At 62.5% G+C, this 15,586-nt stretch carries 13 protein-coding genes; 5 read left to right on the forward strand and 8 right to left on the reverse strand.

Annotated elements, in window-relative coordinates:
* Positions 1-10 precede the first annotated feature (10 nt).
* The 7 genes from ACT2B0_RS16165 to ACT2B0_RS16195 all read right to left on the reverse strand — a co-directional run bounded on the left by ACT2B0_RS16165 (position 11) and on the right by ACT2B0_RS16195 (position 8,281).
* On the reverse strand, positions 11-2,047 hold the full coding sequence (locus ACT2B0_RS16165; RefSeq protein ID WP_473459213.1) for an alpha-ketoacid dehydrogenase subunit alpha/beta: 2,037 nt from the start codon (positions 2,045-2,047) through the stop codon (positions 11-13).
* Entirely contained in the window at positions 2,044-2,817 is a 774-nt protein-coding gene (locus ACT2B0_RS16170) for an SDR family NAD(P)-dependent oxidoreductase (RefSeq protein ID WP_348488485.1), read from the reverse strand. Before ACT2B0_RS16170 ends, ACT2B0_RS16165 begins: the two co-directional genes overlap by 4 nt.
* Positions 2,814-3,599: an SDR family oxidoreductase gene (locus tag ACT2B0_RS16175; protein ID WP_348488484.1), complete on the reverse strand. Its 786-nt coding sequence runs from the start codon at positions 3,597-3,599 to the stop codon at positions 2,814-2,816. Before ACT2B0_RS16175 ends, ACT2B0_RS16170 begins: the two co-directional genes overlap by 4 nt.
* Before the next feature lie 5 nt (positions 3,600-3,604).
* Complete coding sequence (locus tag ACT2B0_RS16180; protein ID WP_473459216.1) at positions 3,605-4,609, reverse strand: ABC transporter permease; 1,005 nt, start codon at positions 4,607-4,609, stop codon at positions 3,605-3,607.
* Complete coding sequence (locus ACT2B0_RS16185) at positions 4,606-5,601, reverse strand: ABC transporter permease (protein WP_473459218.1); 996 nt, start codon at positions 5,599-5,601, stop codon at positions 4,606-4,608. The genes ACT2B0_RS16180 and ACT2B0_RS16185 overlap by 4 nt, the downstream gene beginning before the upstream one ends.
* Positions 5,588-7,057: a sugar ABC transporter ATP-binding protein gene (locus tag ACT2B0_RS16190; protein ID WP_473459220.1), complete on the reverse strand. Its 1,470-nt coding sequence runs from the start codon at positions 7,055-7,057 to the stop codon at positions 5,588-5,590. The genes ACT2B0_RS16185 and ACT2B0_RS16190 overlap by 14 nt, the downstream gene beginning before the upstream one ends.
* A 105-nt stretch (positions 7,058-7,162) precedes the next feature.
* On the reverse strand, positions 7,163-8,281 hold the full coding sequence (locus ACT2B0_RS16195) for a sugar ABC transporter substrate-binding protein (protein WP_473459222.1): 1,119 nt from the start codon (positions 8,279-8,281) through the stop codon (positions 7,163-7,165).
* 281 nt (positions 8,282-8,562) lie between these two features.
* Between ACT2B0_RS16195 and ACT2B0_RS16200 the strand changes: the two genes are divergently transcribed.
* The 5 genes from ACT2B0_RS16200 (at position 8,563) to ACT2B0_RS16220 (ending at position 14,714) form a co-directional block, all read left to right on the forward strand.
* Positions 8,563-9,561 (forward strand): LacI family DNA-binding transcriptional regulator, encoded by a 999-nt coding sequence (locus ACT2B0_RS16200; protein ID WP_473459224.1) that lies wholly within the window; start codon positions 8,563-8,565, stop codon positions 9,559-9,561.
* Between the two features lie 104 nt (positions 9,562-9,665).
* A complete protein-coding gene (locus ACT2B0_RS16205) occupies positions 9,666-11,135 on the forward strand; it encodes a sugar ABC transporter substrate-binding protein (protein ID WP_481658413.1) in 1,470 nt (489 codons plus the stop codon).
* Positions 11,132-12,700 (forward strand): sugar ABC transporter ATP-binding protein, encoded by a 1,569-nt coding sequence (locus ACT2B0_RS16210; protein WP_473466042.1) that lies wholly within the window; start codon positions 11,132-11,134, stop codon positions 12,698-12,700. Before ACT2B0_RS16205 ends, ACT2B0_RS16210 begins: the two co-directional genes overlap by 4 nt.
* Positions 12,669-13,682 carry an ABC transporter permease gene (locus tag ACT2B0_RS16215; RefSeq protein WP_473459228.1) on the forward strand — a complete coding sequence of 338 codons (1,014 nt, stop codon included), beginning with the start codon at positions 12,669-12,671 and terminating at the stop codon, positions 13,680-13,682. The genes ACT2B0_RS16210 and ACT2B0_RS16215 overlap by 32 nt, the downstream gene beginning before the upstream one ends.
* Positions 13,683-13,694: 12 nt before the next feature.
* Positions 13,695-14,714 carry an aldo/keto reductase gene (locus ACT2B0_RS16220; RefSeq protein ID WP_348452654.1) on the forward strand — a complete coding sequence of 340 codons (1,020 nt, stop codon included), beginning with the start codon at positions 13,695-13,697 and terminating at the stop codon, positions 14,712-14,714.
* Positions 14,715-14,894: 180 nt separating this feature from the next.
* Here ACT2B0_RS16220 and ACT2B0_RS16225 read toward each other — a convergent pair whose 3' ends face one another.
* Positions 14,895-15,272, reverse strand: a complete 378-nt coding sequence (locus tag ACT2B0_RS16225) for a hypothetical protein (RefSeq protein ID WP_473459230.1) — start codon at positions 15,270-15,272, stop codon at positions 14,895-14,897.
* Between the last annotated feature and the right edge of the window lie 314 nt (positions 15,273-15,586).

Raw genomic sequence — 15,586 nt, forward strand, 5'->3', positions numbered from 1 at the left:
TCGGCTCCATTCACTGTGTCCGGTAGCAGACCTCCCGCGCCGCTTCGGCTATGCGCGCGGCGTTGGGGATGAGAGCGCGTTCCAGTTCCGCATTGTAGGGCATCGGCACCTCGTCCATCCCGATCCGGGCAACGGGAGCGTCGAGATGGTCGAATGCGTCTTCCATGATCCGCGCTGCGATTTCGGCGCCGCTTCCGTAGGAACGCCAGCCCTCGTGGACGACCACGCAACGGTTGGTCTTGCGCACCGAAGCGATGATCGTGTCCATATCCAGAGGGCGCAGCGTGCGTGGATCGATCACCTCGGCCTCGATGCCGTCGCGGGCAAGCGCCCGCGCCGCCGACAGCGCCTGGCTGACCATCGCCATGGTCGCAACGATGGTGACGTCGCAGCCTTCGCGCTTGATGTCCGCCTTGCCGATCGGCAGCGTGAAGTATTCTTCGGGCACTTCACCCATGCTCTGCTGGTAGAGCAGCTTGTGCTCGATGAAGACGACCGGATTGTCGTCGGCGATCGCCGCGGCAAGAAGCCCCTTGGCGTCATATGGGTTCGAGGGTGTGATGACCGTCAGACCGGGGACATGGGAGAACCACGTCTCCAGCGATTGCGAATGCTGCGCAGCAAGCCGAATGCCTCCGCCCTGCGGTCCCCTGATGACGAATGGCACCTTGGTCTCGCCGCCGAGCATGAAGCGGAGCTTTGCCGCCTGGTTGACGATGGCGTCCATCATGTGGGTGACGAAATCGAAGAACTGAACCTCGACGATCGGCCTGAGGCCGGTGAGCGCCGCGCCGACAGCCGCATTCATGATCGCGTTTTCGGAGATCGGCGTGTCGCGGACCCGTGCCGGACCGAACGCATCCTGCAGCCCCATGGTGCAGCGGAAAAGCCCGCCGATCTTGCCGACATCCTCGCCCATCACGATGACGCTGTCGTCCCGCTCCATGGATTGATGCATGGCTTCGCGGATCGCATCGACATAGCCGATCTTGCGGTCGCCAGGAGGCGGCGCATCGGCGGACGGATGCCGCTCGGCCTGAACGGCTCCGGCAAGGATTTCACAAGTGGGCTCACCGGCTTCGAGAGCCCGCCTGACGGCGGCGTCGAGTTCCTTGTCGGCCTTAGACCTGATATCGGCCAATGCCTCTTCGCCAATCTGCCTTTCCGAAAGCATTCTTCCGGCGTGAGCGATGGGGTCGCGCTCCGTGCGCCACAAATCCTCCTCCTCCACAGGGCGGTAGGAGGGAAGGTTGGTTCGCATGGAGTGATCGCCCCAGCGATAGGTCATGCCCTCTATCAGCGAGGGCCCCTTGCCCGCGCGTGCACGCTCGACGGCACGTCCGACCGCGGCCATGACGGCCACGACATCGTTGCCGTCAATCGTCTCGCCGGGGATTCCATAGGCGTTTGCACGGACCGAAATCTGCGGCACGGCGGACGCACCGGCAACGGCGAGCGACAGTCCGTACTGATTGTTTTCGCAGAAAAATATGACCGGCAGCTTCCATAGCGCGGCAAGGTTGAGGGATTCATGGAAGATCCCTTCATTTGCCCCGCCATCGCCGAAAAAGACAACGCAAACCTGATCGCTGCCGCGGATCACCGCAGACAGGGCCGCGCCCGTTCCGATGCCGAGTCCCGCTCCGACGATCCCGTTCGCACCGAGAATACCACGATCGATGGCGGCGATATGCATGGAACCGCCGAGGCCGCGCCCGTATCCGGTCTCCCGACCCAGCAGTTCGGCCATCATCCGTTCTGTATCGGCACCCTTGGCGATGCAGTGGCCGTGACCGCGATGGTGCGAGACGATGTAATCGTCCTTGCGAAGCATCACGCACGCGCCGGCCGCTATTGCTTCCTGTCCGACACAGGAATGGGCGGTTCCCTTGATGTCGCCGCTGTCGAAGAGCGCCTGTGCGCGCTCCTCGAAGCCGCGAATGCGCAGCATGTCGAGATAGCCGCGCTGCAGCAGGTCCGTTTCCGGAACGAAGTCCGGAACCGGTTGCAGCGCCTTGCCGCTATCACGACGCAGCTTGGCGATCATGAGAACAGGCAGCCCCCGTTCACGTCGATTGTCGCGCCGGTGATGTATTTGCTGTCCGGCGAAGCCAGGAAGTTGATCGCATCGGCGATCTCGGATGGATCGGCGGCACGACCGAGCGGGATCTTGTCCCATTCCGTCTTCTTCATCTCCTCAAACGTGACGCCGCGTTTTGCCGCCTCCTCGTTGAGTGCATCGAGGTGCATGCTGGTCGCCACATTGCCAGGCGCGACAGTGTTGACGCGGATATTGTCCTTCGCCAGTTCGTCGGCCGCCGTGTGGGTCAGCGAGATGAGGCCTGCCTTCGATGCGCAATAGGCGCCGAAAAAGCCATGGCCGCTCTTACCGTACCAACTCGAAACCGTGACGATTGCGCCGCCATCGGCCTTCTTGAGCGCCGGGATGAAGTGCTTCATCAGCAACATGTTGGCGCGAAGATTGACGTTGAAGACGCGGTCCCACTCGTCGACCTCAAGGGTCTCGATCGCGCCGACCTCCTGAAGCACCCCGGCAACCAGGGCCAGGAGCTTCAGCGGTGCGCCGATCTCGGCCACGGCGTCATCGATGGCGCCATAGGTGGCAGAATCGGTAATATCGGCAGCGACGCCAACAACTTTCTGGCCGGCGCCGGTCTGGACCGCCGAGGCGACATCCCTGATCGAATCGTCCCGATCTACGAGGACCAGTGACCAGCCCTCCTTGACCAGACGTTCGGTGGTCGCGCGGCCGATACCTCCGGCCGCGCCCGTGAGAATTCCTGTGCGTGCGCTCATTGCAGGACCATGCCTCCATCGATCAACACGACCTGACCGGTCATGTAGTCAGACTGGGGGGACCAGAGGAACCTGACCGTTCCGAGCACGTCCGTCGGCTTTGCGACCCGGCCGAGAAGAATGGAATCGGCGAGCCCGGCCATCGCCTCGCCCGGCGCGGAGCTGGCGCCCATCTCCAGAAGGTCGGCATCGAGCTTTTCCCAGAGCGGGGTGTCGACCACGCCCGGGCCGAAAGCGTTGACGGTAATGCCGTTGCCGGCAAGCGCCCGGGCGCCGGCCTGCGTCAGGCTGATCACGGCCGCCTTGCTCGCGGAATAGGGTGCGAAATCCGGAAAGCCGGAACGGCCGGCGATGGAAGCCGTGTTGATGATCTTCCCCTTGGTCCCGTCCTCGATCATCGCCTTGGCTGCTTCCTGGGTACCGATCAGCACGCCGAGCGCGTTGACGTCCATGATGGCGCGCCAGATGTCTTCGCTCGCCTTGAGGAAGGGCTCGGGCTTGTTGAAGCCGGCATTGTTGATCATGACATCAATGCTGCCGAACGCCTTGCGGCACGCGGCCACGGCTTCCGCAACCTCGCTGCGTTTGGTCACATCGGCCTTCGCGAAGAGGATGTTTTCGCCGAACTCCTTGGCGAGTTCTTCAACCGTGGCACGGCCGACCTCCGGATCGACATCGGCGATCACAACGCCGAAACCGTCCTGGAGAAGACCGAGCGCGAGCTCGCGCCCGATGCCTCGAGCCGCGCCTGTGACGACGGCTCCTCCCTTAGCATTGCTCATCGTATTCAACCTCCGTTCGAATTGGTTGTTGTTGCGTGTTGGAGACCGGCCCGCAGCGGCGTCGCCCTGGCCTGCCTCCGTTTGCCGAGCCAGTAGTCGAGCAGAAGCATCGCGAGCAGGATGCCGCCGATCGCGATGCTCTCGAATGATCCCGGAATGCCGCCAAGCGCGACGGCCGACGAAATCAGCCTGATGATGAGCGCGCCCAGCAGGACATTGATAACGGTGCCCCGCCCGCCCTCAAGCGGGATGCCGCCGACGACCGCGACAGTAATGCCGGCCAGAAGAAAGCTCTCGAAGCCGAGCCCCGAGGCCGAGCCGGACCGCAGCGCCGCCAGAATGCCGGCCGATGCGCCGAGCATGGCCGAACCCGCGAAGGCGACCATATAAACGCGGGCCGTGGATATCCCCGAGCCCCGCGCCCGATCGAGATTGCCGCCGACAGCATACATCGAAAGGCCGAGCTTCGTGTACCGCAACGCCACCCCGACAAGCCCGATCACGACGAGGCAGATGACGCCGAGAAGGGTCAGCGGCCCCCACTGGGCGACGAGGCCATCGGAGATCCAGAACATATCGAAGGGCAGGATCGCTGGCCGCTCGGGTGTCATGACGAGGGCAAGGCCGCGTACCCCGATCAGCATGCAGACGGTCAGAACCAGCGAGTTGACGCCGGTACGGTTGATGACATAGCCGACCGAGGCGCCGTAGAGCCCCGCCGTGAGAAGGGCCACGACGATCCCCAGCGCCAGGGACGTTCCCGCCAGCGACAGGGCGATGATCGCGGCCACGGCGGCAACCGAGGCCACAGCCAGATCGAGCTGTCCGACGATCATCGTCAGCATGATGCCCGCGCCGATAAGGCCGATCAAACCGACATTTTCGATGATTGAGGATGCATTGGCGATTGAAAGGAAGCCCGGCACCGTGACGGCAAGGCCGACCACCAGCGCCAAGAAGATGAGGATGCGGACCTGGATCCCGGTGTCCATCTTGACGAAAGCGTTCATCGGCCCCTCGCCTTCAGGATCGTCATGGAGATCAGGACGGTGCCGGCGAGAAGCCCCTTGAGCAGTTCGCGCGTTCCCGCGTCGATGCCAATCAGCAGCATGATGTTGCCAAGCATGGTGAGAACGATCGCGCCATAGCCGGCGCGCCAGAGCTGCCCTTCGCCTCCCTGGATCGCAATGCCTCCGACCAACACCGCGGCGACCACGTCGATGGTCAGGCCGCGGAACATGTCGCTCTTGGCCTGCGAAACCTGGCCGACGACGAGAATGCCGACAACCGCCGATGCGAGCGCCGCGACGACGAATGCGATCATGATTATGCGCTTTGTGGGGATTCCCACGATTTCTGCCGCGGCCGGGTTCGCACCCGTCAGGAGAAGCTGCCGCCCCAGCTTGGTGCGCGCCAAGAGGAACGAGCCGATCGCCAGCAATATCAGGAATATGATTGCCTGGTTCGGTACACCGAAAGTGGTCCCGCCGCCCAGCCAGGCGATCGGGTTCGGGCTCAGCGTGATGGTGCGGTTATCCGCGAGCATCACGACGGTACCGAACAGCGCCGAACCGAATGCCAGCGTCGTGACGATCGGGTTCAGCCCGCGCGAGACGAGATAGCCCTGAATCAGGCCCAGCAGGATCGCCACCGCGAATGCCGCCAGGATCGCGAGCGCGACTGGCGCGCCCGCCGCGACAAGGGCCGCGAACACGAAGGCGGACGTCATCGCCTGCTGTTCGATTGACAGGCTGATGAACTTGCCGGAAATCGTAATCGCTGCCGTACCCACGGCTGCGATGCCGGTGATGGCAGAAGCCTGCACGATGGCGATGATGTTGGGTGCCGTGCCGAAGCCGTCGACCGTGAGCGCCGCGATCGCGCCCAGCGCGACGATTGGCACGAAGGGGCCAAGATCGCGCAGCCATTGGCGATCCGACGTCACCGCATTGGCCGGCAGCCGCCCGGACGGGACGGTGTTTTGGGCTTCAGAGTCCGCCATGAGTAATCCATGTAGCCAGAGCATCTCGGGAGAGTTCCTCGGTCGGCGCCTCGTGCACCATGCGGTTGGCATGGAAGATCAGGACACGGTCGGCGAAACCGAGCACCTCGTCGAGATCGGAGCTTGCGAAGAGGACCGCCATACCCTCTTTGGCGAGGTCGCGCAAAAGGGTATAGATCTCGGCGCGCGCACCCACGTCAACGCCGCGGGTCGGCTCTTCGAGCAGAAGAATTTTCGGGTCGCTGGATAGCCATTTGCCGATGGAGACCTTCTGGGCGTTGCCTCCCGAAAGCGCACTGACCTGCCTTTCGCGATAGGCGGGCAGGATGGTCATGCGGTCGGCCACCGGGGCCACGGAACGGCGCATTGTCTGGGGATTGGCCAACCCCCACAATCCCGAGGCGGAAAGCGCCGGTGCGCTCAGGCTTTCCCACACGGCCCTGTTGTTGAAGAAGCCGTCGTGCTGCCGGTCTTCGGAGCAATAGGCGATGCCCTCGCCGGTCGGCGCTCCGCCCTTGTGCGCATCGCCAAACGCGATCTCGCCCTGATCCAGATCGGAAATGCCGAAGATTGCCCGCAGCGGTTCAACCAGTCCGCTGCCAAGCTGCCCGCATGTCGCAACGATTTCTCCCGGTTGCAGCTCGAAACTCAAAGGCTGAATCAGCTCGGCAGTCCTGACGTTCTCCAACCGGACAATCGGCCCGGTCCGCGCGGCGCCTGCCTCGGGACGCTCCGGATAGAGTTCTTCGAGCTCACGACCGATCATGGCGTGAACGACACGGTTGATTGTGGCGTCGCTCTGCTGAAAAGTGTCGGCGAGTTCGCCGTTTCGCAGCACGACGACATCGTCACAAATCTCGTCGAGTTCGTTCAGCCGGTGGGTGATGTAGAGAATGATCTTGTTGTCGGAGACGAGCCTTCTCACCGCTTCATGGACGAGATCGATATCGTGGTCGGCGAGCGCCGCGGTCGGTTCATCCAACACCAGCAGCTTGGCGTCCTGCGCCAGCATGCGCGCGATTTCGATCAGCTGGCGCTCGCCGATGGTCAGATCGGAAACCTTTGTTTCCGGTCGGACCTGGTCGAGGCCAAGGCGCTCCAGATAGGGCTTGCACCATTCCGCGGCATGCCGGCGACGGAGAATCTGCGCCGGGCCTGCCAACAGAAAGTTCTCGGCAACCGTCAGGTTGGACAACACGCTGATTTCCTGCTGAACGACGGCCACCCCGGAACGCAATGCCCTGGAGGGACTGGAGAGATCGACAGCCGAACCATCGATCCGGATTTCGCCAGCCGAGGGAGGAACCAGACCGGAGAGAACCTTTACCAGGGTCGACTTGCCGGCGCCATTTTCTCCAAGAAGCGCGGTGACCTTGCCACGCGCAGCCGAGAAGCTGACGCCTGAAAGCGCATGCACTGAGCCGTATGATTTGGATAGCTTATTGATCTCAAGCATGGTCACCGCACCGGAAAACGGCAATCGAAAGAAGGGGCTGCGGAGAGACTGCCGGCGATGCCGGCAGATGACCGGGCCGCACGATGCGGCCCGGTCCATTGCGCCTCAATACACGCAGTGATCCTCGAACGATCCGCCCCAGAGCTTGAAGTTTCCAAGCCTGTCACCCGCCGTCGCCGGATCGGCGCCGACCACAACCTGCGGGTTGGGAATGATGTTCTTCTTACTCGGAGCAAAATTGAAGTCCGGCCGGGCGTCGGCATCGTCGGGCGCAACGTACGCGCCGTCTTTGACGGTTTCGCCGTACTCGAAGTAGCGCGCAACGACGTTGATCGAGAACCAGCCTTCAAGACCTGCCGACTGCACGCCGGTTGCGAATGCCTTGGCGGATTCTACGGCCGAGATGTCGGCGATACAGGTCGCACTGACGAGGTAGACGTCTTCACCCGGCTTCAGGCCGACTTCCTCAAGCGCCTGGACGGCGCCGGTGACAGGACCATCGGACATGCCGTAGACAAAATCGATGCCCTCGCCGCGAATGCTCGGGATGAGCTGGCTCATCGCCTTGTAGCCGCTGGCATTGTCGAACCCAGCATATTCCGTGGCGATGATATTGAAAGGCGCGTCCTTGGTCGCGTCGAGGAAGCCGGCTTCGCGATCCTCGCCTGCCGAATAGCCCGGAATGAATTTGAGGATAACAAGGTTGCCACCTTTGCCGGAAAGCTCATTGCCGTTTTCCACGAAAGCTTCGCGTGCGGCGAGCGCGTTCCGGCCAGCGACCTGGCCGTTGAAGAAATCATCGACGCCGGCATAGGCAACGACCATGTCCTCGGCCTCGGGACGAACCGCCTGGTTAACCTGAAACACGGGAACCCCGGTGCGGCTGAGGCGGCGGAGGGTTGCAAGACCGGCCTGGTTGTCGGCCGGCCACCAGACATAGGCCGCCGGCTTGACCGGCGAACTGATGCGCTGCTGAGCCTGCGCGTCCTGTTCCGTCTGGTCGAAATTGTTTTCGATAATGGTCAGCTTGTAGTTCGCTTCTTCCGCGCTCTGTTCGGCACCGCGAATCCACTGAGCAAGATAGGCATTGCTGCGGCTCGGCATCAAAACGACGATTTCCTTGTCGTTGCCATCCAGCTTGCCATCGGGCTCCTGTGCCATGAGCGAAGCGGGCAAGAGTGCCGCCAATGAGGCTGCTAACGCGAAAATTCTGCGACCGAGCATTGTATTCCTCCCAATTGATGGGCAAGACTTAGAGTGTGAAAATCTGTCTGTCAATCGATTGCAAAGAGTGATTCGACCACTCTCTCGGAGAAAATGACCATCTTGAAAATGCGTGTGCGTGTTTCGAGCCGCCCCGGAAGGAGGCTTGCAATCACAAATGAACAAGTCCCTCGTGAAGGGAATCGGGCCAATATTCATGCCGTATTTTCGGCGTATCCGCGCGGGCATTACAGACCAGGCACGGGGCATTGGAGGGAAAGACCACGATGAGGCGGCCAAGCATGAAAGAGCTTGCGGAGCGGCTAGGCGTAGATCGTTCTACGGTCTCGCGCGCACTGAGCGAAGACAAGGCGCATCTGGTAGGATCCGAGACCCGGGAAAAAGTACGCAAGATGGCGATGGCCTCCGGCTATCGCCCGGACCTGACCGCCGCGGCGCTACGCCGCGGCCGGTCCCAGACCGTCGGGGTTCTGGTCCCCGACCTAGAGAACGAAACCTTCATCGGCGTCATTAGAACGATAATCGGAGCGCTGAATTCCGGCGCGGGAACGCCTGCCACGACGCCGCTGATCGCCGAGACACAGGATCGGCCTGCTGATGCCCGAAGACTCATCGAGACCTATTTGTCGCGTCGCGTCGATGCGATCATCTCGCTGGCCTCCACGGAGGCCGATGAGGAGGTCCTGGCCGAAGCGGCGCGTGAGGTCCCGGTCATACTGGCGGTCAGAAGCCTTGCCGCCCTATCCCTGCCCTCGGCGCTGTGCGATGACCGGGCCGGAGGCGCCATCGTCGCCCGCCATTTCGCCGCGTGCGGCCACAAGACGGTTTGCCAGGTTCGCGGTCCGTTGCTGGCGACGACGTTCAAGAACCGTGCCCAGGGCTTCTCGGCAGTATGCGCCGAAAAAGGCATCCATGAGCCTGCCGCAGCCATCCATGCCGAGCACGCCAATTCCGCGACAGGCAAGCAGATGCTCGATGCGGTCATGCGGGCCTCTCCGAGACCGACCGCGGTTTTCGCGCATAATGACGCGCTCGCGATCGGGCTCATCGAAGCCATGCGCGAACGCGGCCTTCGAATTCCGGAGGATATCGCCGTGGCCGGCTTCAACGACATCAAGATGGCGCAGGTTCTCGCGACGCCGCTCACGACGGTGGCCTACCCCATCGAGGCGGTCGGCAGGCATGCCGCGCAACTGGTGCGATCGCTCATCGCCGGCAACCCGGCACCGGAGCAGAGCGCACCTTTCGTTCCCGAACTGGTGATCCGGCGGTCGACCTGAATCGAGCGCGCCGACGGGGCGGCGCGCGCCGCCCCTCCGGCCCTGCCGAGAGCCGACCTTGACAAGAAAAGACGTGGCAGGCAACATTATGCAATCGATTGCTATTGGCGCATTGGGAGGTGCGCGATGGGTATTTCTCACTCGAAACCTTGAATCCGGGGCCGCTTGCGCAAATGGCGGGCCATAGCGCCGTCTGCCCGTGGCGTCGCCTGCACGTGTGCGCCTGGACAATCACAACATATCGGACAACGAGCACCCAGCTCGGGCCGGTTCGTTCTATTTCACTTTGCAATCGAGTGCATTCAATCAATCTCAGGAGGATCACAATGTCTGACGAACAGAAAATCAAGCACTATGCCGGGAGGATCCAGAACCCGATCTCACGGCGCGTATTCACCCAACTGGCGGCAGCGGCAGGCATCGGCGTGCCACTCGCCTCCGCCTTTGGCGGCGCCGCCTTCGCCCAGAAGAACGCCAAGGCGGCAACCTGCGTGGCAACGCCGTCAAACGACTATTGGGCGGCCTTTATCAAGGGCTTCAATGCCACGGCGACGGCCCTCGAAATCGAAGCGACTGAACTTTACCACAACAACGACGCGGCAAGAGAGCTCAGCCAGGTGCGGGGGCTGCCGACACAGGGCGTCAACATGCTAATCAACACCGTGGTCTCGGCCGGCGAAGTGCCGATGATCGCCAGGATCTGCCAGGAAAACCAGGTCTACTACTCGGCGCTGTGGGAGACCCCCGCCTGGTTCAGCCCGGTCGATGTCGGCCCCTATTTCGTCAGCTACATGACAGCCAATTCCGTCGAGGCGGGCTATCAAGTCGGCAAGGCGCTGTTCGAATCGATCAGCGGCGAAGGCGAAGTCGTGCACATCAAGGGTCTGGCGACGCCGACCGACGATGCGCGCACGGCGGGCATGATGAAGGCCGCCAAGGAGTTCCCGGGGATCACGATCGTTGGCGGCCAGCGCGGCGACTGGGTGCGCGAGAAAGCCCGTACGGTGATGCTCTCCATGGTCACCGCCTATCCGAACATGAAGGCGGTCTTCGCACAAAACGATTCGATGGCCCTTGGCGCACTCAGCGTCCTGAAGGAGCGCGGGCTGACCGACGTCAAGGTGGCCGGCATCGACGGCCTTTCGGAAGGGCTTCAGGAAGTCGCCAAGGGCGATCAGTTCGTCGCCACGAACACCTCCATGGGACCGTACCAGGCCGGCTTTGCCGCCGTCCTGCTCTTCGATTCGTTGATGGGTTGGAAGGCAAGCCTGCCGGAGCGCCTCCTCTATACCGGCTCGCTTACAGCCACCACGGCCAATGCGGCCGAGATCGATGAGAAGATCTACAAGAGCGCCGAATTCCCGTTCGACTGGGCGAAAATGAGCCGCACGCTGAACCCGGACAGCTGGGATCCGCAGAACCAGATTGTCCCGATCGATCCGTTCACTCATTGGGCAGGAGCGGATGGCGAGAACCGGCTGAACGCCGCCTACAGGGAAGGCGGCTGGCAAGCCGAATTCGAGAGGGTGACGCAACTCTACGCCGATCACTACAAGGCCGGCCCCTTCAAATGAGCCTGCATAACCATGTTGGTCGGCCCGAAAGGGCCGGCCAGACCACGGCCGCGCCGGCGCTTCAGCTTGAGGGGATATCGAAGTCCTACCCTGGAACGAAAGCGCTCACCGACGCCAGCCTCGTGCTCCGGCGCAATCACGTCCTCGGGCTGGTCGGCGAAAACGGCGCCGGCAAATCAACGCTTTTGTCGATCATCAACGGCACGGTTCGCCCCGATGCCGGAACAATCCTGATTTATGGCGAGCGCGTCGGGTTCGGACACCCGGCCGACGCCGCGCGCCATGGCGTAGCGACCGTTTTCCAAGAGCAGGGTCTGATCTCCACCATCCCTGTCTATGAAAACATCTTTCTCGGCCGCGAAGGCAAGTTCAATTCTGCCGGCGTCCTCCGTCAAAAGGCCATGATCCGCGAAGCGCGCGAGGTGTTGGAAGAGCTCGGCGTCGACGTCGATCCGAAGACGCTCACCGGTACCCTGCCCTTCGGAACGCGACAACTCGTCGAGATCGCCAAGGCCTTCGCGCTGAGCCGCGTCTATCCCGTCGAACCGATCATACTGCTCGACGAACCGACCAGCGCGCTCTCCGACAACGAGACCTCCAAACTGTTCGACGGCATGAGACGCTGGCGCGAACGGGCGTCCTTTATTCTCGTCTCACACCGTCTGTCAGACATTTTCGAGACATGCGATGAGGTGGTCGCCCTGAAGGACGGGCAGGTTGTCGATCAGCGACCGACGCGTTCGACCAATGAGGATCAACTGCACGAGCTGATCGTCGGTCGTCAGCGAAACGAGGAATATTACCGCGAAGCCATCCAGCGCGATCCGGGTGAACGCATCATGCTCAGCGCCAGGAGCGTTTCCAAGGCCGGCGAGTTGCACGACATTTCGTTCGACCTGCGCGAGGGGGAGGTTCTCGGCATTGCCGGCGTGCTGGGGTCGGGCAAATCGACGCTCGCCAAGATGATCGCAGGCGCGGAAGCCCAGACGGGCGGCGAGATCTCGATCGGAAAGGACCGGCTCCGGCCGGGATCGCGGCGGGACGGCATCAGGCACGGCATCGGCTATGTGCCCGCCGAACGCAGCATTGCGGGCGTAATCGGGTCGGACAGCATCGACTGGAACATCACGCTGCCCAATCTTTCCCAGATCAACGTCGGCATTCCCGGTGTAATTTCGGCAAGGCGCGGGCGCGAAATGACGAGTACCTGGATGGAGCGGCTGCGCGTGCGTGCCCCCGGTCCCGCCGTCATGTGCCGGACGCTCTCGGGCGGCAACCAGCAGAAGGTCGTTTTCGGCAAATGGCTCGCCGGCAAGGTCAGGATCCTGGTTCTTGACGATCCGGGGCGCGGCCTCGATGTCGGGGCCAAGGAAGACATCTACTCGCTGATCAGGCAACTGGCCGCGGACGGAGCGGCCATCCTTCTCGTTTCCGACAATCTTCCCGAGCTCATCGGCCTTTCGAACCGGATCATCGTCCTGCGTGACGGCAGGATTTCGGCAGAGGTCGACGCGCCGCGGGACGCCAAGCCACATGAAGTCGATGTGGTCTCGGCAATGGTTTAACCGAGGTAATCCCAAGATGCTCAAGACTGTAAACCATTTCTGGTCCGATATGACGCTCCGCAGCACGGTGCTGCCCATCCTCGCGATCATCGTATTGATCGCCTACTTCTCGATGGTCAATCCGCTGTTCTTCTCTTCGGCCAACGCGCTGAATATCGGCCGCCAGTCAGCGGTCCTGCTGATGGTGTCGCTTGCCGGAACGATGGTGATCCTTATCGGCTCGATCGACCTTTCTGTCGGATCCCTCGTGACTCTGACCGGTATTCTGGTGGCGATGTCTATCGATTCGCTCGGCGCCGGCGGCGCGACCCTTGTGGGTGTCGGGGCCGGCGCGCTGGTCGGCTTCGTGAATGGCGGACTTGTCACCGTCTTGCGGGTGCCGTCCTTTCTGGTGACGCTTGGCATGCTGTCGATCCTCGCGGGGATCACCAACCAGATATCGCAGGGTCGCTCGATCCTGTTCATGAACGAGACCCTGCCGACGCTGGTCAACGGCTCCTTCGTGCTCGGCATTCCGAACGTTATCTGGTTCGCGCTGATTGCCACGGTTCTCCTGACTCTGGTCAGTTTCCGCACCGTGCTCGGGCGCTATCTCTTCGCCCTCGGCGGCGGCGAGGTGGCAGCGGCCCATGCCGGAATTCCCGTCAACTACTACAAGGTACTCGCCTTCATGCTTGCCGGAGCGATCTGTGGGCTGGCGGGCGTGCTGCTCACGGGTCAGGTCGGGGCGGGAACGCCCACCGCCGGCAGCGCGTTGCTGCTCAACTCCATCGCCGCCGTGGTGATGGGCGGCACCGCCCTCTCAGGCGGCGTCGGCGGACCACACCGCACGTTCCTCGGCGTCCTGGTGATTGCTATCCTGACAAACGGCATGGACGTCACCGGCGTCAACAGCTTCACGCAGGACATCGTGAAGGGCTTCGTGATCATTCTCGCGGTCTCGCTCACGATCGACCGCTCGAAATACGCATTCATCAAATAGCAAGGAGAACCCATGAAAGCCTCGGAGAAGAAGAAATTCGGCCGAACCGGTCTCGAAGTCACGGCAATGGGCTTCGGCACGGCGCCGCTCGGCAATCAGTTCCGGGTCGTGCCCGAGGAAGATGCGCGCGAGGTCATCAAGGGCGCCTGGGATGCGGGCCTTCGCTATTTCGACACCGCGCCAGTATATGGCCACGGCCTGTCCGAGCACCGGCTCGGCGAGTCGCTAAGGGGACGGCCACGCGACGAATACGTGCTGTCCACCAAAGTGGGCCGGCTGCTCAAGCCGGTTCCCAGCAGCAACGTCACTTCCGCGTTCTGGGAGGAATGTCCGCCCTTCGAGATCGTCCACGACTATTCATACGATGGCGTGATGCGGTCCTTCGAGGACAGTATCCAGCGCCTCGGCGTCGGACGGATCGACATTCTGTTCATTCACGACATCGACACATGGACCCATGGCGAGGAACTGCAGAAGCAGTATTTCCGCACTGCAATGGACAGCGGCTACAAGGCGCTCGAGACGTTGCGCTCGCAAGGCGTCGTCAGTGCGATCGGTGTCGGCTGCAATGAATGGCAGGTCTGCGAAGCGGCCCTGCGCGAGCGCGACTTCGACTGTTTCCTGCTCGCCGGACGCTACACGCTTCTGGAGCAGGACGCGCTCGATACATTCCTGCCGCTCTGCGAAGAACGCGACGTCGCCATCGTGCTTGGCGGCGGCTTCAACAGCGGCATCCTGGCGACCGGCGCAATTCCCGGTGCGCATTACAATTACGCCGAAGCCGAAGAGCCGGTGCTGGAGCATGTCCGCAAGATCGAAGCGGTCTGCAAGACTTTCGACGTGCCACTCAAGGCCGCTGCCCTGCAGTTCGTACTCGCCCATCCGTCGATCCCGACAAACATTCCCGGCACCCGCACCAGGAAGCACCTCGACGAGAATATCGGCCTGATCGGCCACGCGATACCGAGCGAATTCTGGAGCGAGCTCAAGAAGCAGGGGCTGGTCCGTGAAAACGCGCCGACACCATCCTGACAAACACGAAAATGTTCCGCTCCGCCGCGCGCCGGTCAACATGGCTGAACAGATCATCGCGCCGGCGCGGCAATGCCGTCACCTGCCGGAGGCCGCCCACCCGCTTGCACGGCGGGTTGGCAGCGGTGTTGTCGCTCGTTTCCGGTGATCCTCCCCTTTTGAGTTTGTCCACCTCTACGGTTAGGACATGGGAGGATCACAGATGGCGATCAAGCGAGCGAAGCCTGAAGAAATCGAGGGGGGGACCCGCCTTGTGCGACAGTCCAGCGGCTTGGCGAGGAGCTTTTGCCAGACCTCGCAGGCGGTGGCGACGATCGCTTCGCAGGTTTCGAAGACACGGTGTGATAGCCGGATGGCGGTAAGGTAGTGCCTGACATTCTCGACCGGATCTAGTTCCGGCGCCCGTGAGGGCGGGAAGATCGGGATAATGTTCTTCGGGGTTTTCAGTCTGGCGGTGGTGTGCCAGTCGGTGCGATCCATGATCAGCATCGCGCGGGCGACATCGCCGCTGATCTCATCGATATGGCGTTGCGTCGCCTCGGTGTCGGCGAAGGGCAACGCGCGTGCGGCACCCGTTTTGCGGATCGGGCAGATGGCCCCGCGGAAATGTGCTGTCGCGCATCTGCTGCCAGTCGTCGGTTGGCCCCGCCCGTCTTCACAGGTTCTGGCACAATCGGCGCTCTGCCCTGTGGCGGTTCTCGCAACGCCCACCCCAATCGGGTGAACAATACCGGGTTTACATCGCCACTTCTGTTATATTAGTGTAATTCAGTTGAATATCCCCGCGTAGCGCTGGGCTTCCACGGCGTGCTGCCGTTTCTGGTGCGCGGCCCTTTCGGCCCGCTCGGCGTGGGACAGATGTTCGGCGTTCG

The sequence above is a fragment of the Nitratireductor sp. J20-h4 genome (assembly GCF_056780505.1).

Coding starts and splice junctions, on each gene's coding strand:
- ACT2B0_RS16170 (WP_348488485.1), bottom strand. CDS start 2,817: ATGAGCGCACGCACAGGAATTCTCACGGGCGCGGCCGGAGGTATCGGC.
- ACT2B0_RS16190 (WP_473459220.1), bottom strand. CDS start 7,057: ATGCTTGAGATCAATAAGCTATCCAAATCATACGGCTCAGTGCATGCG.
- ACT2B0_RS16180 (WP_473459216.1), bottom strand. CDS start 4,609: ATGAACGCTTTCGTCAAGATGGACACCGGGATCCAGGTCCGCATCCTC.
- ACT2B0_RS16165 (WP_473459213.1), bottom strand. CDS start 2,047: ATGATCGCCAAGCTGCGTCGTGATAGCGGCAAGGCGCTGCAACCGGTT.
- ACT2B0_RS16210 (WP_473466042.1), top strand. CDS start 11,132: ATGAGCCTGCATAACCATGTTGGTCGGCCCGAAAGGGCCGGCCAGACC.
- ACT2B0_RS16195 (WP_473459222.1), bottom strand. CDS start 8,281: ATGCTCGGTCGCAGAATTTTCGCGTTAGCAGCCTCATTGGCGGCACTC.
- ACT2B0_RS16185 (WP_473459218.1), bottom strand. CDS start 5,601: ATGGCGGACTCTGAAGCCCAAAACACCGTCCCGTCCGGGCGGCTGCCG.
- ACT2B0_RS16200 (WP_473459224.1), top strand. CDS start 8,563: ATGAAAGAGCTTGCGGAGCGGCTAGGCGTAGATCGTTCTACGGTCTCG.
- ACT2B0_RS16175 (WP_348488484.1), bottom strand. CDS start 3,599: ATGAGCAATGCTAAGGGAGGAGCCGTCGTCACAGGCGCGGCTCGAGGC.
- ACT2B0_RS16220 (WP_348452654.1), top strand. CDS start 13,695: ATGAAAGCCTCGGAGAAGAAGAAATTCGGCCGAACCGGTCTCGAAGTC.
- ACT2B0_RS16215 (WP_473459228.1), top strand. CDS start 12,669: ATGAAGTCGATGTGGTCTCGGCAATGGTTTAACCGAGGTAATCCCAAG.